The 15,562-nt window shown below is 69.9% G+C and carries 16 protein-coding genes; 9 read left to right on the plus strand and 7 right to left on the minus strand.

The features are described from left to right. Nucleotide 1: 1 nt before the first annotated feature. The 5 genes from ACFPQ5_RS23370 to ACFPQ5_RS23390 form a co-directional block, all read right to left on the minus strand. Nucleotides 2-445: an SH3 domain-containing protein gene (locus ACFPQ5_RS23370; protein WP_379761318.1), complete on the minus strand. Its 444-nt coding sequence runs from the start codon at nt 443-445 to the stop codon at nt 2-4. Continuing rightward, the gene (locus tag ACFPQ5_RS23375; RefSeq protein WP_379761320.1) at nt 446-1,990 is read right to left on the minus strand and encodes a hypothetical protein; all 1,545 of its coding nucleotides are present in this window, start codon (nt 1,988-1,990) and stop codon (nt 446-448) included. Beyond that, the gene (locus ACFPQ5_RS23380) at nt 1,960-4,290 is read right to left on the minus strand and encodes an FtsW/RodA/SpoVE family cell cycle protein (protein WP_379761322.1); all 2,331 of its coding nucleotides are present in this window, start codon (nt 4,288-4,290) and stop codon (nt 1,960-1,962) included. The genes ACFPQ5_RS23375 and ACFPQ5_RS23380 overlap by 31 nt, the downstream gene beginning before the upstream one ends. Then, the gene (locus tag ACFPQ5_RS23385; RefSeq protein WP_379761324.1) at nt 4,287-5,234 is read right to left on the minus strand and encodes a protein kinase domain-containing protein; all 948 of its coding nucleotides are present in this window, start codon (nt 5,232-5,234) and stop codon (nt 4,287-4,289) included. Before ACFPQ5_RS23385 ends, ACFPQ5_RS23380 begins: the two co-directional genes overlap by 4 nt. A gap of 121 nt (nt 5,235-5,355) precedes the next feature. Then, nucleotides 5,356-5,823 carry a glycine zipper domain-containing protein gene (locus ACFPQ5_RS23390; protein WP_379761326.1) on the minus strand — a complete coding sequence of 156 codons (468 nt, stop codon included), beginning with the start codon at nt 5,821-5,823 and terminating at the stop codon, nt 5,356-5,358. A 208-nt stretch (nt 5,824-6,031) separates the two neighbouring features. Between ACFPQ5_RS23390 and ACFPQ5_RS23395 the strand changes: the two genes are divergently transcribed. From ACFPQ5_RS23395 to ACFPQ5_RS23405, 3 genes are all read left to right on the plus strand, one after another. After that, complete coding sequence (locus tag ACFPQ5_RS23395) at nt 6,032-7,168, plus strand: metallophosphoesterase (protein WP_379761328.1); 1,137 nt, start codon at nt 6,032-6,034, stop codon at nt 7,166-7,168. A gap of 74 nt (nt 7,169-7,242) precedes the next feature. Next, nucleotides 7,243-8,685, plus strand: a complete 1,443-nt coding sequence (locus ACFPQ5_RS23400; protein ID WP_379761330.1) for a M20/M25/M40 family metallo-hydrolase — start codon at nt 7,243-7,245, stop codon at nt 8,683-8,685. Nucleotides 8,686-8,802: 117 nt separating this feature from the next. Then, on the plus strand, nt 8,803-9,561 hold the full coding sequence (locus ACFPQ5_RS23405; protein WP_379761332.1) for a type 1 glutamine amidotransferase domain-containing protein: 759 nt from the start codon (nt 8,803-8,805) through the stop codon (nt 9,559-9,561). Between the two features lie 72 nt (nt 9,562-9,633). Here the strand turns inward: ACFPQ5_RS23405 and ACFPQ5_RS23410 are convergent, their stop codons facing one another. Beyond that, nucleotides 9,634-9,993 carry an Lcl C-terminal domain-containing protein gene (locus ACFPQ5_RS23410; protein ID WP_379761334.1) on the minus strand — a complete coding sequence of 120 codons (360 nt, stop codon included), beginning with the start codon at nt 9,991-9,993 and terminating at the stop codon, nt 9,634-9,636. Between the two features lie 595 nt (nt 9,994-10,588). On the opposite strand from ACFPQ5_RS23410, the gene ACFPQ5_RS23415 reads away from it, so the two are divergent. After that, nucleotides 10,589-10,756, plus strand: coding sequence for a hypothetical protein (locus tag ACFPQ5_RS23415; protein WP_379761336.1), 168 nt, complete (start codon nt 10,589-10,591; stop codon nt 10,754-10,756). Nucleotides 10,757-10,913: 157 nt separating this feature from the next. Here ACFPQ5_RS23415 and ACFPQ5_RS23420 read toward each other — a convergent pair whose 3' ends face one another. Beyond that, a complete protein-coding gene (locus ACFPQ5_RS23420; protein WP_379761338.1) occupies nt 10,914-11,585 on the minus strand; it encodes an SOS response-associated peptidase in 672 nt (223 codons plus the stop codon). A gap of 119 nt (nt 11,586-11,704) precedes the next feature. Here ACFPQ5_RS23420 and ACFPQ5_RS23425 point away from each other — a divergent pair, with 119 nt between their 5' ends. The 5 genes from ACFPQ5_RS23425 to ACFPQ5_RS23445 all read left to right on the plus strand — a co-directional run bounded on the left by ACFPQ5_RS23425 (nt 11,705) and on the right by ACFPQ5_RS23445 (nt 15,551). Next, nucleotides 11,705-12,109 carry a hypothetical protein gene (locus tag ACFPQ5_RS23425; RefSeq protein WP_379761340.1) on the plus strand — a complete coding sequence of 135 codons (405 nt, stop codon included), beginning with the start codon at nt 11,705-11,707 and terminating at the stop codon, nt 12,107-12,109. A gap of 10 nt (nt 12,110-12,119) precedes the next feature. Beyond that, on the plus strand, nt 12,120-12,317 hold the full coding sequence (locus ACFPQ5_RS23430) for a hypothetical protein (protein WP_379761342.1): 198 nt from the start codon (nt 12,120-12,122) through the stop codon (nt 12,315-12,317). A 233-nt stretch (nt 12,318-12,550) separates the two neighbouring features. Further along, the gene (locus ACFPQ5_RS23435) at nt 12,551-13,351 is read left to right on the plus strand and encodes a TorF family putative porin (RefSeq protein WP_379761343.1); all 801 of its coding nucleotides are present in this window, start codon (nt 12,551-12,553) and stop codon (nt 13,349-13,351) included. A gap of 26 nt (nt 13,352-13,377) precedes the next feature. Further along, nucleotides 13,378-15,387 carry a methyl-accepting chemotaxis protein gene (locus tag ACFPQ5_RS23440; protein WP_379761345.1) on the plus strand — a complete coding sequence of 670 codons (2,010 nt, stop codon included), beginning with the start codon at nt 13,378-13,380 and terminating at the stop codon, nt 15,385-15,387. Next, entirely contained in the window at nt 15,384-15,551 is a 168-nt protein-coding gene (locus tag ACFPQ5_RS23445; protein ID WP_379761347.1) for a hypothetical protein, read from the plus strand. Before ACFPQ5_RS23440 ends, ACFPQ5_RS23445 begins: the two co-directional genes overlap by 4 nt. The last annotated feature ends 11 nt before the right edge of the window (nt 15,552-15,562 follow it).

A 15,562-nucleotide genomic window follows, 5' to 3' on the forward strand; every position in this document is an offset into this window, starting at 1 on the left:
ATCAAGGCCGCCGTTCGTCCGCCCGGCGCAGCCACAGGCTGCTGGCCCAGCCTTCATAGCGCTGGCCGCCGGCCTGCGCCGTGACCTGCCACCAGTCGCCGTCGCGCCGTCCGGTCGCCTCGACGACGGCGCCGGCCGGCAGCACCAGCATGCGCGGCGCGCCGGTGCCGCGCGCGGCGCGCAGGTTGAGGGCGTCGGCCACGCGGTAGCTGCGTCCGGCCAGCGGCAGATCAAGCGAGGCTGCCGCTAGCGGCGCAAGCGGACGTGCCGGCGCCAGCCAGGCCCACAGCGCGCCGCCGATCAGACCCGTTCCCAGCACCAGCACGGCCAGCGCGCGCGCGTTCGGGCGGCGCCACCAGGCGCCCGGCGTGCAGCGCGCCGCCAGCACCAGCGTCAGCAGCAGGCCGGCAGCCGCGCAGGCCGGCAGGAGCAGGGCGCCCGACATTCAAGCCTCGACGCGCAGCACGTAGTGGCCGGCGACGATGTGGTGCCCGAGCGGGACCAGGTAGGGCTTGTCCTCCTGCGCCTCGATCGCGGCCACGAAGCCGAGCTTGTCGTCGAGGTGGTACAGGGCCTGGGTCGTCGATTCGGGCGTCACGCGGTAGCCCTCCGCGCCGGCTTCGAAGCCGAAGGCGAGGCGCGACAGGCCGAGGCGGTCGGCGCCTCCCAGGTCCGCGCCGTCTGCGCTACGCAGGCAGCCGGCGTCCAGCACGCGCAGGGCGGCAAGTGCCGGCGCCGCGCGGCCGAACACGTGGCGCGCGCCGCCGTTCACAGGCAAGCCCGGCGCCTGCGGCAGGCAGACGATGGCGCTGTAGCGCTCGGCCATCTGCGCGCATGGCGCCAGCACGCGCACGTCGACGCCGTCCACCGGCGCGAAGCGGTTCGGTACGCCGATGCGCTGGCGGCCGTCCGCCGTGATCGCGTACACGGCGTCGCTCGCATCGAGGGCGAAGCCGAGCAGGCCGCCGGGCTGCAGCGGGCCCACGCCCAGGTCGGGCTGCAGGCCGAATTCGAGGCTGGCGGCGCCGGTATCGCGGTAGCGCGACAGGCGCGGCAGGGCCAGGGCGGCCAGGCTGACGCGCTGGCGCAGCACCGGCGCGTAGGTGGCGTCGTGGCTCGGGATCGGGGCGGCGGGCGCGGCGCGGTGCAGCACCGGCACGGCGGTCAGTTCGGCGTCGTCGAGATTGCGCGCACGGGTCTTCCAGACCGCCGGCGGACGCGGCGCCGGCGGCGCGCTTACCGGACGCGGCGCGGCGGCGATCTTCGCCTGCGCCGGCGTGACCTTCAGCAGCAGGCGCGCCGGGGCGGCTGTGGATGCACGGGCGCGGATCGTGTAGTAGCCGGCGGCGGCGTCGAACGTGCATTCGAGCGTCTCCTTCGGGCGCACCTGCACTTCGAGCGGCGCATCCGGGCCGTCGTTGATGAGGAGGATGCTGCCGTCCACGGCGAAGGGCCAGCCCGGCACGGCGTGCGTGGCATGGGCCGCGTCCGCGCCGAGCACCGTCAGGCGTCCGTTCGGGTAGACCGGGCAGACCGGCTGCCAGATCGCGCTGTCGCGCGAGACGCTGACCGTGTACTGGACTTCCTCGCCCGGCGCCGGCAGGTAGACGGCGTGGCCGAACTTGACCTCGACCTGGCCCGGTTCCAGGCTTTCCGAGCCGAGCACGTGGTAGCGCACCTCGTCAGGCCCGAGCAGGTCGCCGAAGTCCTTCTGGTGCAGGGCCTGCAGGGTCTGCGCCAGGTCGCGCACGCGGGCGCCGCGGGTCAGGTGGCGGTCGTCGTCGACCTCGTCCTGCGGCAGCACCAGGGTGACGTGCGAAAAGCAGCGGGTGGCGGCGCGGCCGCGCTGTTCGCGCGGGGCGCGTTCCAGCAGGTCGCGCAGCAGCGGACGGCGGCTCAGCAGGGCCAGCCCCGGCGCTTGCCACAGCGCTTCGGCATTGAACACGTCGCTGACGCGGTTCAGGGTTTCGTGTTGTACGTAGACCGGCATGATGGGTTCTCCTCGATTGGTCGGGCGGTGCTGCCCATGGCTAGCAGGGGGAAGATGAAAAACAGCAGGTGCGAGCCGCCGGCGGACAGGAAACTCATCGGCTGGCCCATGATCGGAAAGAAGGCGAGATTGGTACCCCAGGACAGCAGGAAGTGGCCGAACACGAAGGCGGCGCCGCCGCACAGCACGAAGCAGCGGAAGCGCCCGAGCCAGGCCTGGCGGTAGTCGCGCGCGGCGCTGCCCGCCCGCCAGGCGCACCGAGCGGCGTGCAGCAGCGCGCACAGGAACAGCGCCTGCAAGACCCACAGCAGCAGGCCCGCCGCCAGGCCGTGGCGCTGCAGCAGGAAGGAGGGCGCGAAATCGTCCTGCACGGCAGGAATCGCCAGCGCGGACAATGCGCCTTGTCCGAGCGCGGCCACGCCGAACAGGCCGTCGGCGCCGCGCCAGCCGCCCTCCCGAATCGCCTGCGCGCCCAGCAGCAGCTGCTGGCCCGTATGCGGATGCGCGCCCGGATCGAGCCAGACCCCGAAGCGCTCGCCGTAGAACTGCCATTGCGCCGCCTCGCCTGGCGCGGCGCCGCGCAGCACGAACAAGGCGCAGCAGCAGATGCCGGCCAGCGCCAGCACCCCGAGCGCGGGCCGGGCGCGGCGCGCCGCGCAGGACCAGGCCAGCAGCATGGATGCACCCCAGACCAGCAGCAGGATCAGCGGAGAATAATCGTCGACCTGGACCAGGGCCACGGCCAGCAGCAGCACGAACAGCAGGACCGGCGTGGTCAGGCGCAGCCAGCGCAGCAGCGTGCCGCCGCCATGGCGTTCGCCCAGGCCGAGCGCAACGCAGTGCGCGGTCAGCACCGTCAGCGCGAGCTTGGCGAATTCCACCGGCTGCAGGTCGAACACCCCGGTCTCGTTGCCCCAGCCGACCTGCAGCAGCAGCGCGGCCAGCGCCGCGCCGGCCAGCAGCAGGAGGCCGATCTCGACCTGCGCCTGGGCCGGCGGCTTGGCGTGCGTGAACAGGGGGACGGCGCCCAGCAGGCCCAGGCCCAGCGTCGCGGCGGCAGCTGTCTTCTGGAAGTGGCGCAGCCAGGCCGTATCCGGCGCGCCGCTGCCCAGTTCCAGCTGCAGCAGCAGGCCCGCGGCCAGCAGCAGCACGCCGATGCGCAATACGGCAGCGGTGCGCGGCGCGGTGACTGCGTGCCACAGCGCGGCCCAGGACAGCAGCAGCGACAGCGTCACGCCGGGCGCATTGCCGCCGCGCTGGGCCAGCAGCAGGCCGAGGCCAGCGCAGGCGAGGGCGATGCCGGCGCCCAGGCGGATGCAGGAGACCCAGTCCTTGCGTGCCCGCCGCGCCAGCCAGGCCGCCAGCAGGCCGGCGCCGAGACAGGCTGCGGCCCAGGCGCCGGCCGCCGGTGGCGAGGACCAGGCATCGCGCCGCTCCCACTGCCAGCTGACGCCGGGCGGCAACTCGGTGCGCGCCTCGGGAAACAGGGCGACCCGGCCCGTCGGACGCAGGCGCAGCACCTCGCCGCTTCCCTCAACCAGCAGGCGCGTGCGCCCGGCCGTCATGGCGCTGATGCCGGCCAGCGGCTGTTCGCGCAATGCCAGGTCCTGCGGCAGGCCGTTCTCGTCGACCAGCAGCGGCACTCGCTCGACGCCGGTGGCGGCCAGCAGGACGGGCCTGCCGTCTTCAAAAGTCAATTGCGCGCTGCCGGGCGCCGCATCGGCATTGCCGACCTGGGTCGCGCAGGAGAGGTTGCCGCCGAAGCGCAGCGGACGGTCCACGCTGAGCGCGCGCGGCGCCAAGCGGTTGTAGAGTGCCAGCAGCTGCTTGCCCGGACCTGCGCCTGGGCAGGAGTCGAACGCGGCGCCGTCGCGGCGCAGGCTCGCGCCGTCATACGTCCACGCGTGGGCGCCGTCGCTGAAGCGCACCGTGCCCGCGTTGGCCGCCTCGATCCGGTACAGCGTCGCGCCGAGCCGCCATTGCTGGCCCGCGGCGAGCGCACGCGCACCGCTGCGCAGGCGCTCCTCGCCGCGTTCGAAACGCAGGCCGTGGACGCCGTCGGCGCTGGCGGCGAACCAGGCGCCGCTCGCATCGCGGCGCAGGCGCAGGTGGCGCGTGCCGGCCTGGGGCGCGGCCAGCTCGGCGCGCCCGAGCACGGTCTCGGCGCCGCGGGGGAGCCTGATCTCGACGGCGGCCGGCAGCCAGGCCTGCGGCGCACGCAGCAGCGTCAGCGCCTGCAGGACGCACAGCAGCGCGAGCGCGGCTGCCGCCAGGCTCTTGAAACCGAAGCCGCGCATCATGCAGCCCTCGCCGGCGCATCGGCGCGCGCCGCCGCGATCATGCGGCTGATCGCCAGCGCATGCGGCGGCCGGTCCTGGGGCCGCCGCGCCAGCAGCGCGCGCAGCAGCGCCAGGGCCGCCTGCGGATCACCTTCGCCACCGCAGCAGCCGAGAAAGCGGACGGCTTCGTCCTCGCCGAGGATGGGCGGGCAAGCCTCCTTCAATTGCGCCGCGCCTTCTCGCCCGTGTGCACGAAAGGCGTCGCCGCAGGCACCGGCGTAGCGCAGGGTCGCACCGCTGGTGACGAGCCAGTAGAACAGGGCGCCGAGGGCGAAATAGTCGGCGCGGGCGTCGGTCAGGTAGCCGGCGCCGGCGGGGAAAAACTGTTCCGGCGCCTGCCAGCTGGCGGTGCCGGCATAGGAATGCGCAGCGAGGTCGGCCAGGCTGCGGTTGGTGCCGAAGTCGGCCAGTTTCAGGCTGTCGTTCGCCGCGTCGAGCAGCAGGTTCGACGGCTTCAGATCGAGATAGCGCCAGCCGTGCTGGTGTACCTTGGCCAGGGCCGCGTTGACCTGGGCGATCCAGGCCAGCGCCCGCGCCAGGCCGATGGGGCGGCCCTGGGCCGTCTCCTCGGCCACGTGCGCGGCCAGGTCGCCGTCGAGCAGTTCGAGGGCGAAGGCGGGCAGGTCTTCATGGCTCCCGTGGTCGAGCAGGCGCACGATGTGGCGGCCGTCCCAGGGCGCGAGCGCGGTCAGGAAGGCGATCTCGCGCGCGGCGCATTCGCTCCAGCGCGCACGCAGCGCGGGCTCGGCACGCTCCATCTGCGTCCGGTTGACGAGCTTGAGCGCGACTGGCGCGAAGCCGTCACGCTCGGCGCGCCAGATCGTTCCGTAGTTCGACTGCGCCAGCTGCGCGCGCAGCCGGTAGTGGCCCGCCTTCAGCGTCACGATGTCGCCCGTCTGCTCCATGCTTCCCCCTGGTCGTCGCGGCCGTGATGCCGCTGCGGACAGCTAGCCGGGGGCGAATGAAAAAGCGGGACGAAAAAAAACCGCATCCGAAGATGCGGTTCTTGTGGAAGCGAGGCCCGGATCAGCGGCGGTAGCCGTCGCGGTAGCCGTCACGATAGCCGTCGTGGTCGCGGTAGCCGCGGCCGTCGCGATAGCCGTCACGGTAACCATCGCGGTCCCAACCGCGGCCATGGTGATAGCGGCCGCGCGGCTCGACATAGACCACCGCCGGTTCGCGGTAGTAGCGCGGCTGTTCGACGTACACGGGACGCGGCTGCACGTACACCGGGCGTGGCTGGTAGTAGTCGACCGAGGCATAGCCGCGGTTGTTGTAGTAACGGCGGTCGTCGTGGCCGCCGATAGAGTTGCCGACCGCCGCGCCGAGCACGCCGCCCACCAGGGCGCCGCCGCCGCCACCCGCACTGGCGCCGATGGCTGCGCCGAGCACCGCCCCGACCGCCGTGTTCGTGCCGCGGTCGCCAGCGAATGCCGAGGGCGAGACGGCGACAGCGGCCAGGATCACCGCACCAAAGCATTTTTTGTTCAACATGGCTTTTCCTTTTTTGCCTCAACGAGGATCGACATGATCGCTGTGACGCCGGGGCATGGAACGCACTATAGACCCGGCCGCCGCGGGTCGCACGGGCTAATACAGATTCTTACAACTGATCGGCAGTCGGTAACATTATTCTGGCAACCCTTGCAGATCGACCATGACTCCCCATGTAAGCAAGGTTGCTAGCCTCCCTCGAGTCACCATGTCCGCACGCCGTAACCTGCTCGTCGTTTTGTCCTTGCTGGTCCTCCTGCACGTCTACATCGGCGTCCGCCTGATGCCCGCCCTCGGCCTGGGCCTTACGGGCATGCTGGCCGGCACCGTCTTCCTGCTCCTGTCGACGGTGCTGGTGCCGGTCGGCCTGCTGTCATCGTCGCTGCGGCGCCGGCGCTGGTCGGAGCAGCTGGCCTGGCTCGGGCTGCTGGCCATGGGCCTGTTCTCGTCGCTGCTGGTGTCGACCTTCGTGCGCGAGCTGCTGCTGGTGGTGGCCGCCGTTGCCGGCATCGGCAGCCCGGCGCTGGACTATTACAGCGCCCTGGCCGTGCCGATCGTGGCGCTGGGCGTGACCATCGTCGGCTTCGTCAACGCCCGCCGAGTGGCGCGCGTCAAACGGGTCGACGTGCCGATCGAGGGCTTGCCGGAGCCGCTGCACGGCTATTCGATCGCGCAGATTTCCGACATCCATGTCGGCCCGACGATCAAGCGGCCCTACCTGAACGCGATCGTCAACCGCGTGAATGCGCTGGAGGCCGACGCGATCGCGGTGACGGGCGACCTGGTCGACGGCAGCGTGCAGCGCCTGGCCCTGCATACCCAGCCGCTGGCGCGCCTGTCGGCGCCGGACGGGGCGTTTTTCGTGACCGGCAACCACGAATACTATTCGGGTGCGGAAGAGTGGATCGCCGAGCTGCGGCGCCTGGGCCTGACCGTCCTGCTGAACCAGCACGTGGTGCGCCGGCGCGGCGAGGCGGCGCTGATGATCGCGGGCGTGGCAGACTATACGGCCCACCATTTCAATCCGGCGCACCGCAGCGATCCGCAGCTGGCCGCGGCCGGCGCGCCGAGCGACCTGGCCGTGAAGATCCTGCTGGCGCACCAGCCGCGCAGCGCGCCGGCGGCGGCCGAGGCCGGGTTCGATTTGCAGCTGTCGGGGCATACCCACGGCGGCCAGTTCTTCCCCTGGAATTTGTTCGTGCCGCTGCAGCAGCCCTTCGTTGCCGGCCTGCACCGGGTGCGGCGCTTGTGGGTGTACACCAGCCGCGGCACGGGTTATTGGGGACCGCCGAAGCGCTTCGGCGCGCCCTCGGAAATCACCCTGGTCCGTCTCGTGCCCGCCTGACAAGCTTGTAAAGACAGCAAATTCCCGGCGGATGCGCTATCGTTCTGATCCTCAACTTCCAGAGGATCGTCCGCATGACCCGTCTCCGCCATCCCGCCTTCGGCGTACTCGCCGCCGCCCTGTTCGCCGCATTGCCGGTCGTCTCGAGCCAGGCCGCCAGCCCCGGTAACGATCCAGCCGCGCTCGCCAGGATCCGCGACGCCGCCCTGCAAAGCGATTACGCCTGGGAACGCACGGCGGACATGACCGACCTGATCGGTCCGCGCCTGTCGGGTTCGAAAGGCGCGGCGGCGGCCGTGACGCAAGTGGCCGAGGCCATGCGCAAGCTGGGCGCGAAGGTGACGCTGCAGCCGGTCAAGGTGCCGCACTGGGTGCGCGGCCAGGAGACGGGCGAGCTGGTCGAGTACCGCGGCCGGCCCGAGGGCATCAGCCAGCGCGTGGTGCTGACCGCGCTGGGCGGCTCCGGCGCGACCCCGGCCGCCGGCCTGACGGCACCCGTCGTGGTGGTGTCCAGCTTCGATGAGCTGAAGGCGCGCGGCGCTGAGGTCAAAGGCAAGATCGTGCTGTTCGACGTGCCCTTCGACCAGTTCATGGCCGACCGCGGCCTGGCCGGCCCGGCCTATGGCCAGGGTTCGAACTACCGCACCAACGGCCCGCGCATGGCGGCCGAGCTGGGCGCGGTGGCGGCGCTGGTGCGCTCGGTCGGCGGCGCCAACTACCGCCTGCCGCATACCGGCGCCACCAACCTGCAGGATGGCGCGCGCATCCCGGCCGCCGCCGTCACCGTCGAGGACGCGATGCTGATGAGCCGCCTGGCCAAGCGCGGCCCGCTGAGCATGCGCCTGGTGCTGACCCCGCAGATCCTGCCCGACGCCGACAGCTACAACGTGATCGCCGACCTGCCGGGTACTGAGAAACCGGAGGAGGTCGTGATCGTGTCCGGCCACCTCGATTCCTGGGACCTGGCGACCGGCGCGCACGACGATGCGGCCGGCGTGGCCAGCGCCATGGCCGTGTTCGAGACCTTGAAAAAGCTCGATTACCGGCCGCGCCGCACGATCCGCCTGATCGCCTGGATGAACGAGGAAAACGGCACGCGCGGCGCGCGCACCTACCTCGAGGCGAACACGGCGAACGCCGCGACCCACATCGGCGCAATCGAAAGCGACAATGGGGCAGGGCGTCCATTCGGCCTGCGCGCCAGCGTGCCGGCTACGTCGAGCCGCCTGTTCGCGCCGCTACAGGCGGCCCTGCAGCCGATCGGCGCCGGCGTGTTCCAGCGCCAGGATGCGCTCTCGACCGGTGACCTGTCGGGCCTGGAACGTGCCGGCGTGCCGAGCTTCGCGCCGCTGATCGACACTTCCAGCTATTTCGACTACCACCACACCGGCGCCGACACGCTCGACAAGGTCGACCCCGACAACCTGCGCCGCCACGTGGCGCTGATGGCGACCACGGCCTGGTTCCTGGCGAACGTCGAGGAGCCGATCGGCCGCGCGGTGGTGCCGGCGCGGTAAGGACGAGCAGGGGCCGCCCGCCTCATTCGTTTCCGTCCGGCAGCGATACGGACCGGGCGCGGCCTACCCGGCAGTTCTGGTAGGCTTTCGTGCTCATCTCGCTCAATGGAGGACACCATGGCTGGTCGGAAGCAACTGATGGGACAGCGCATCGCCGTGCTCGCGGCGGACGGCTTCGAAAAAGTGGAACTCACGGCGCCGGTGGCAGCATTGCGCACGGCCGGCGCCGAAGTGGACATCATCTCCCTGCGCGCGGGCAAGATCCGCGGCATGAACCTGCACGTGCCCGCGGAACTGATTCCGGTTGACTGGACGGTCGACGAAGTGACCGGGCGCGACTACGACGGCCTCTTGATTCCCGGCGGCTTCATGAACCCCGATGCGCTGCGCCAGTCGAGCGATGCGCGCGACTTCGTGCGCGCTTTCGACCTGCTCGGTAAACCAATCGCGACCCTCTGCCACGGACCCTGGGTGCTGGCTTCCAGCGGCCTGCTGCGCGACCGCTCGGTGACATCCTGGCCCGGCATCCGCGACGACATGGTCAACGCGGGCGCCATCTGGCTCGACCAGGAAGTGGTGCGCGACGGGAACCTCGTGACCAGCCGCGGCCCGCAGGACATGCTGGCTTTTGTCCGCGAGATGATCCAGCTGTACGCGGGCGGCCCGGCGAGCAAGGAGGCACTGCGCCGCCGCCACTCGGACCCGCAGCGCGAATCGCCGACCGCCGTTACGGGCGCGGCCATGCGCTGGATACCGCGTTCGCCGCTGGGTGCCGTGCTCGGCCTGGCCCTGGTCGGTGTCGGCGTGATGGCGGCCAGCCGCAAGAAGGGCGGCGAGCACATTTCCGCCACGGAAGCGCGTTCGGCCTCGGTCTAGTCGGCGCTGATGCCGGCATCGGCGTCAGTCCGGCGCCGATGCTTCGCTCGCGTCCTCGCGGACCCGGCAGGCTTATTCGATCAGCACCCGCCGCACGGCGCGCGCGTGTCCGCGGAAAGGCCGGCCGTACACGGTCTGGATGCCGCTGGCGAAATTCTCGCCCCAGACCAGCTGCGAGCGGGTCTCGTGCGCTTCGGACGACCAGTACCATTCGCGCTCGAATTCCTCGCGCAGGTTGGCGAACAGCAGCGACAGTTCGCGCCGGCTCGGCAACTCGCCGCCCTGGGACGCGGCCCAGTCGAGCGCGCCCGGCCAGCCGACGTCGGCGGCCTCGCCTGGGAGCAGGATCAGGTGGTGGTCAGGCCCGCCATCCTTGCCCAGGATGACGCCTGCGTAATGTTCGCCGTCTTTCAGCGTTTCGCGTAATTGCATATAGATGCCCATCGGTGTCCTCGCACGTCGGTATGGTTGATCCGGTCATGCAGATTCGACACCGGCCTCGGCGCCTTAGTTGCCTGGCTAGGTAGACATAGATCAGAAGCTGTTCGATTTCAGCAGGATAAATTGTTTTTATCCTTTGTTTGTTTGGGTAAATTTATCTGTAGAAAGGCCGCGCTTGTCTCTTAAGGAAGACATAACATTCAAGACATATGATGTAACGCAAACACAACCCGCAACCAGCTCTTGAACAATCAAACTCTACGTGTAGAATCGATTGCTTCACGTTGCGGGTCGGGGCAGAGGTCCCGGTAGCGCGGGCCCTGTCAGTGCTCCCGGCAGCAGAATCGAAAACGGTAACCGGCATCATGTCACGCATCGCGCATCACGCATCCTCGAGTTTCGCTTTCTCCCGCGGTGAGGCCCCGGCCGGCACCGCCATCCCCGCCCGCGTTCCGCGGCATCCCGCCTGGCTTGCCTGAGCTCGGCCGGCGCCGCGCGCCGTGCCCGAGCTTTCCACCCAACGCCGCCGCGCCGCGGCCCCGAATGATGGTTCGGCTTCGCCCGGACCGTAACCAATGGACATGCAATGAACACGAAACAAGCACAGCAAGTATCCGCCGTCGATGGCGCTCGCCGTCCACGCCGCGACATCGCCAAGCAGATGGTCGAACGCGGCCAGCGCCTGCGCAGCCGCGCCGGCGTCCTGATCGGTCTGTCGCTGGGACTGGTGGCCCTGCTGACGGTGCTGGAATAAGAGCGCCTGACAAAACAGCCAGGGCTGCGTTGCAGCGCCTCGCCGTACCCTCGTACTGTCTTCGGCGCTGCGCCTTGCTTCGCTTGCTCCGGCCCCGCACTCGCAGCCCCTGACAGTCTTGTTAGGCGCTCTAAGGGAAGCGCCGCTTCCCGGCTGCTCACTCGGGCAGCGGCATCGCCATCTGCGGGCTGTCCGCGGTCGGCCGGTTCAGCTGCGGCGTGACCTTGAACCATTCGAAGGCGTCCGGCGGCAGGGCGGCGCGGCGCGCCAGTTCCAGGGCTTGCTCCGGGCTGATGGCGGGATCTAGCCAGAGCGCGGCGTCGGCCGCTTCCAGCACGACCGGGCGCCGGTCGTGGATGTCGAGCATGCCTTCGGCCGCGTCGTCGGTGACGAGCACGAAGCCGGCCTCGGCGCGGTGTTCGGTGAAGGGACCGAAATTGGCCAGCGCCAGCATGTAGAGCGGCGCGCGGTCCTTGCGGTGGATGTGCCAGGGCTGCTTCTTGCCCTTTTCGCCGGTCCATTCGTACCAGCCCTCGGCCGGGACGATGGCGCGGCCGTTCTTCATCAGCCGGCTCCAGTAGCGGTTGGTGAGCTTGTCGAGGCGGGCGTTGATCGAGATCGGCAGTTTGCCTTCCGCCCATTTCGCGCGATAACTCCAGAACACGTCGTCGACGCGGTGTTCCCCGTCCTGGATGTGCATGACGGGACGATAGGTCCCGGGCGGCACGTTATAGGCCGGCGTCGATTCGCTGTCGTACACGGCGTCGGCCCAGCCGAAGACGCTCGCGTAGTAGCGTGCCGTTTGGCTTTGGTCAAATCGTCCACACATGGCTTCCATGGTAGCGCAAAAGCGCGGCCGCACGATTGGTGCGCACTTCATCCCGGGCGCGCGGCGTCCGGACTGCGCCGATGCTATCCTGCATACTTGAGCGTAGAGGAGAACACGACATGGCGGGAGCCTGGCTGAAAGTATTGAAATCCGTTCCGTGGAGCGAGGTGCTCGCCGCGGCCCCCCAGGTGGCCAACGGCGCACGCCGGCTCTGGGACACCGTCGGCCGCAAGGGCGTGCCCGAGCCCGACATGCAGTTCGACGAGACCGTCACCGCGATGCCGGTCGACGACGGCATCGCCATGCTGGCCGCGCGCGTCGAGCAGCAGGACGTGGCGATCGCCCAGCTGCATGGCCAGGTGCGCGAAGCCTCGAAGCTGATCGCCGAACTGGCGGACCAGAACGCGCAATTGATCGCGCGCCTGGAAGCGGCGCGCGAACGCCTGACCCTGGTCGGTGTTGTTGCGGCCGGCTCGGGCGTCGTCGCCGTCATCGCGCTGATCCTGGTGCTGGTGCGCACCTGAGGATCGCTGGATGAAATTCGTCCTGGTCCTGTTTGCCAGCTTCATTTTCATTGCCATGCTGATGAACGCCGGGCGCAAGCGCGGCATGCTCAGCAAGGACGCCGACAAGGCGGTGGCCGGCCTGGCCACCGCGATGCGTTACTTTCTTTACGGCCTGCTCGCCATCGGCGCGGCAGCCTGCGCGGTCCTGCTCTACCAGGGCCGTTAGCGCGCTTTCAATCCGGCGCGGCCGTACGCAGGGGCCGCGTTGTCACTCTCGAATGCCATCCTTGCCACTCGGTGCCCAATCTGTGGCGCCGATGATGCAACACACAAAAAATCTCGTTTTCATCCTGGCATGAAAGCGTAGATCGGCCGCAAGACGCACATAAAATTCCGCTAGGAAATTTGCCTTACGGAATCTTTCAGCCCTCGACTTGCGCTGCGCGCCGACCTCCCACCATGACCATCTCTGTCCTGCGGCTGCTGCCGCTCGCCTGCCTGACCCTGTGCGCACTTCAGCCTGCGCACGCCGCCGAATTCAGCGCTGCCGACATCCCGCAAAAAGCCTGGACCGTGAGCGGCAATGCCGGCGTCGCGTCCCAATACGTCTCGCGCGGCTTTCGCCAGACCTGGGGCAAGCCCGCCCTGCAAGCCGGCGTCGACTTCGTGCACCGCAGCGGCTGGAGCGCCGGCAGCTGGGTCTCGAACGTCTCCGACCGCTACGTCGAAAACGGCAAGCTCGAATGGGACCTGTACGGCGGCTACAGCGGCAGCCTGGCCCAGGTCGGCTATAGCCTGACGGCCCTGTACTACCGCTATCCCGGCGCCGTGATCGGTGCGACCGGCACCCGCTACGACTACGCCGAGCTCTCGGCGGGCGTGAGCTACAAGTCGCTCTACGCCAAGTACAACTACACGCTCACGCGCGACTTCTTCGGCATCGCGAATGCGCGCGGCACCGGCTACTTCGACGGCGGCGCCAACATCGACCTCGGACACGCCACCACGCTCAACCTGCACGCGGGCGAAGGACGGGTGGCCGGCGCCGGCAACGACTACTGGAACTGGCGCGACGTCAAGGTCGGCCTGACGCGCACGCTGCCGGGCGGCTTCAGCGTCTCCGCCGCCTACACGCGCGCCTTCGGCGCCACCCATGCCTATGACCGCTACAGCACCGGGGTGCCGGACGCGCGCGGCCACATCGCGTATTCGAATCCGGCCAAGGGCAGTGTCGTCCTGAGCCTGACCCGCAGCTTCTGACCCGACCTTCGCTTTTCTACACTGCCATGAAGACTCCCGCTACTCCCCGCCGCGCGCGCCTTGCGCTCTCGCTCAATACCCGCATCACCGCGACCGCCACCGTGCTGGTCATCCTCAGCCTCGGCATCACCTCGGCCGTCATCGGCGTCAAGGGCAGCGCCGCATCCGAAGAAGCGGCCATGAAGCTGGCGCGCACGGCGGCGCGCGAAAGCGCGGCCACGCTGGAAGGGCGCATCAGCGCCAACCTGAAGGCCGTCTCGACCATCGCCGAGAGCGTCGGCGCCAGCAGCACGGCCGGCCAGGGCCTGGCCCGTCCCCAGGTCACGGCCCTGGCGCAATCGATGCTGCTTGGCTCGAGCGACCTGGCCGGCGCCTCGGTCACGATGGAACCGGATGCGCTCGACGGCAAGGACGCCGAGTATGCCGGCAAGAAGCCGGAATACGACGACAGCGGCCGCTACATGCCGTACTACACGCGCGGCGAGAACGGCACGGTGCGGGTCGAACCGATCGTGTTCACCACGACGCCCGGCGCGAACGACTGGTACGACGTGCCGAAAAGCACCGGCAAGCGCTTCCTCACCGAGCCGTATTCCTACCCGATCAACGGCAAGGACGAACTGATCGCCTCGCTGGTGGCGCCGGTCACGGTCAAGGGCCAGTTCAAGGGCGCGGCCACCGGCGACCTGATGGTCTCGAAATTGTCGGCCATCCTGGGCGCCATGAAGCCGATCGAGGGCGGCGTGCTGACCCTGGTGTCGCATGGCGGCCTGTACGCGAGCAATCCGGACGCGGCGCGCGCCGGCAAGAAGGCGGACGACATCCCGGCCGCCGGCCTGGAGGCGATCCGCCAGGGCAAGTCCTATGAATTCGTCGACGCCCAGGACAATGTGCGCCTGCTGGAGCCGCTGCGCCCGCATCCGGACATGGCGCCCTGGGCGGTCCAGCTGAGCTTCCCGAAAGCGGTGGCCACGGCATCGAGCCGCGAACTGGTGAAATACTCGCTGCTGGTCTCGGTGATGTGCGCGCTGATCGCCGGCGCCGTGATGGTGACCGTGCTCTCGCGCCTGATGCGTCCGCTGCGCGCGCTGGCCGCGACCATGACCGGCCTGGCCGGCGGCAATGCCGACCTGACGGCGCGCCTCGAGGTGCGCGGGAACGACGAGCTGGCCACGATCGCGAGCGGCTTCAATACGTTTGTGGCCCGGATCCAGGACGTGCTGGCCCGGGTGCGCCTGAGCTCGGACAGCGTGGCCGGCGCCAGCAACGAGATCCGCCAGGGCAACGCCAACCTGTCGGCACGTACCGAACAGCAGGCCAGCGCGCTGGAAGAAACGGCGGCCTCGATGGAAGAACTGACCTCGACCGTGCGCCAGAACGCGGACAATGCGCGCCAGGCCAACCAGATGGCGTCCTCGGCCTCGGAAGTGGCCGTGCGCGGCGGTGACGTGGTGGCCCAGGTGGTCGAGACCATGGCCTCGATCGACGCGTCCTCGCGCAAGGTGGTCGACATCATCTCGGTGATCGACGGCATCGCCTTCCAGACCAATATCCTGGCACTGAACGCGGCCGTCGAGGCGGCCCGCGCCGGCGAGCAGGGCCGCGGCTTCGCCGTGGTCGCCACCGAAGTGCGCAACCTGGCCCAGCGCAGCGCCGCCGCGGCCAAGGAAATCAAGGGCCTGATCGGCGACTCGGTCGACAAGGTCGGCATGGGTTCGATGCTGGTGGCGGAAGCGGGCCAGACCATGCAACAGGTGGTCGAGAGCGTGCGCCGCGTGACCGACATCGTCAGCGAGATCAGCGCGGCCAGCGCCGAGCAGAGCACCGGCATCGCCCAGGTCAACCAGGCGATCGTGCAGATGGACGATGCGACCCAGCAGAACGCGGCCCTGGTCGAACAGGCGGCAGCGGCCACCGAAAGCCTGCAGGAGCAGGCGGCCACCCTGGTGGCGCTGGTGGGCGAGTTCAAGCTCGAAAACGGCGCCGCCCCGGCTGCGGCCGCACAGCCCCGGCTGGCCCTGGCGGCGCCGCGATGAGCGCGCCGTCCTGCACCCGCGCGCGCAGCGCGTTGGCCCGCCGCAGCCGTCCGCCGCTGCGCCCCGCGGGTGCGGCCGCTGCGGCACGCGCCGCCTGGCGCGCCGCCGAAGCCGGCGCGGCCCACGACCGCGCGCGGCGCCAGCCGCCTTGCGGCAGCGAGTAACTCGGAGCAGG

Source organism: Massilia suwonensis, assembly GCF_042655665.1.
Taxonomy (GTDB): Bacteria; Pseudomonadota; Gammaproteobacteria; order Burkholderiales; family Burkholderiaceae_D; genus Telluria; species Telluria suwonensis.

Excerpts from the sequence above, each read along its gene's own strand:
- ACFPQ5_RS23415 (WP_379761336.1), top strand. The coding sequence starts at position 10,589 with ATGAACACGAAACAAGCACAGCAAGTATCCGCCGTCGATGGCGCTCGC.
- ACFPQ5_RS23385 (WP_379761324.1), bottom strand. The coding sequence starts at position 5,234 with ATGGAGCAGACGGGCGACATCGTGACGCTGAAGGCGGGCCACTACCGG.
- ACFPQ5_RS23390 (WP_379761326.1), bottom strand. The coding sequence starts at position 5,823 with ATGTTGAACAAAAAATGCTTTGGTGCGGTGATCCTGGCCGCTGTCGCC.
- ACFPQ5_RS23430 (WP_379761342.1), top strand. The coding sequence starts at position 12,120 with ATGAAATTCGTCCTGGTCCTGTTTGCCAGCTTCATTTTCATTGCCATG.
- ACFPQ5_RS23445 (WP_379761347.1), top strand. The coding sequence starts at position 15,384 with ATGAGCGCGCCGTCCTGCACCCGCGCGCGCAGCGCGTTGGCCCGCCGC.
- ACFPQ5_RS23425 (WP_379761340.1), top strand. The coding sequence starts at position 11,705 with ATGGCGGGAGCCTGGCTGAAAGTATTGAAATCCGTTCCGTGGAGCGAG.
- ACFPQ5_RS23370 (WP_379761318.1), bottom strand. The coding sequence starts at position 445 with ATGTCGGGCGCCCTGCTCCTGCCGGCCTGCGCGGCTGCCGGCCTGCTG.
- ACFPQ5_RS23410 (WP_379761334.1), bottom strand. The coding sequence starts at position 9,993 with ATGCAATTACGCGAAACGCTGAAAGACGGCGAACATTACGCAGGCGTC.
- ACFPQ5_RS23380 (WP_379761322.1), bottom strand. The coding sequence starts at position 4,290 with ATGATGCGCGGCTTCGGTTTCAAGAGCCTGGCGGCAGCCGCGCTCGCG.
- ACFPQ5_RS23405 (WP_379761332.1), top strand. The coding sequence starts at position 8,803 with ATGGCTGGTCGGAAGCAACTGATGGGACAGCGCATCGCCGTGCTCGCG.
- ACFPQ5_RS23395 (WP_379761328.1), top strand. The coding sequence starts at position 6,032 with ATGTCCGCACGCCGTAACCTGCTCGTCGTTTTGTCCTTGCTGGTCCTC.
- ACFPQ5_RS23435 (WP_379761343.1), top strand. The coding sequence starts at position 12,551 with ATGACCATCTCTGTCCTGCGGCTGCTGCCGCTCGCCTGCCTGACCCTG.
- ACFPQ5_RS23400 (WP_379761330.1), top strand. The coding sequence starts at position 7,243 with ATGACCCGTCTCCGCCATCCCGCCTTCGGCGTACTCGCCGCCGCCCTG.
- ACFPQ5_RS23420 (WP_379761338.1), bottom strand. The coding sequence starts at position 11,585 with ATGTGTGGACGATTTGACCAAAGCCAAACGGCACGCTACTACGCGAGC.
- ACFPQ5_RS23440 (WP_379761345.1), top strand. The coding sequence starts at position 13,378 with ATGAAGACTCCCGCTACTCCCCGCCGCGCGCGCCTTGCGCTCTCGCTC.
- ACFPQ5_RS23375 (WP_379761320.1), bottom strand. The coding sequence starts at position 1,990 with ATGCCGGTCTACGTACAACACGAAACCCTGAACCGCGTCAGCGACGTG.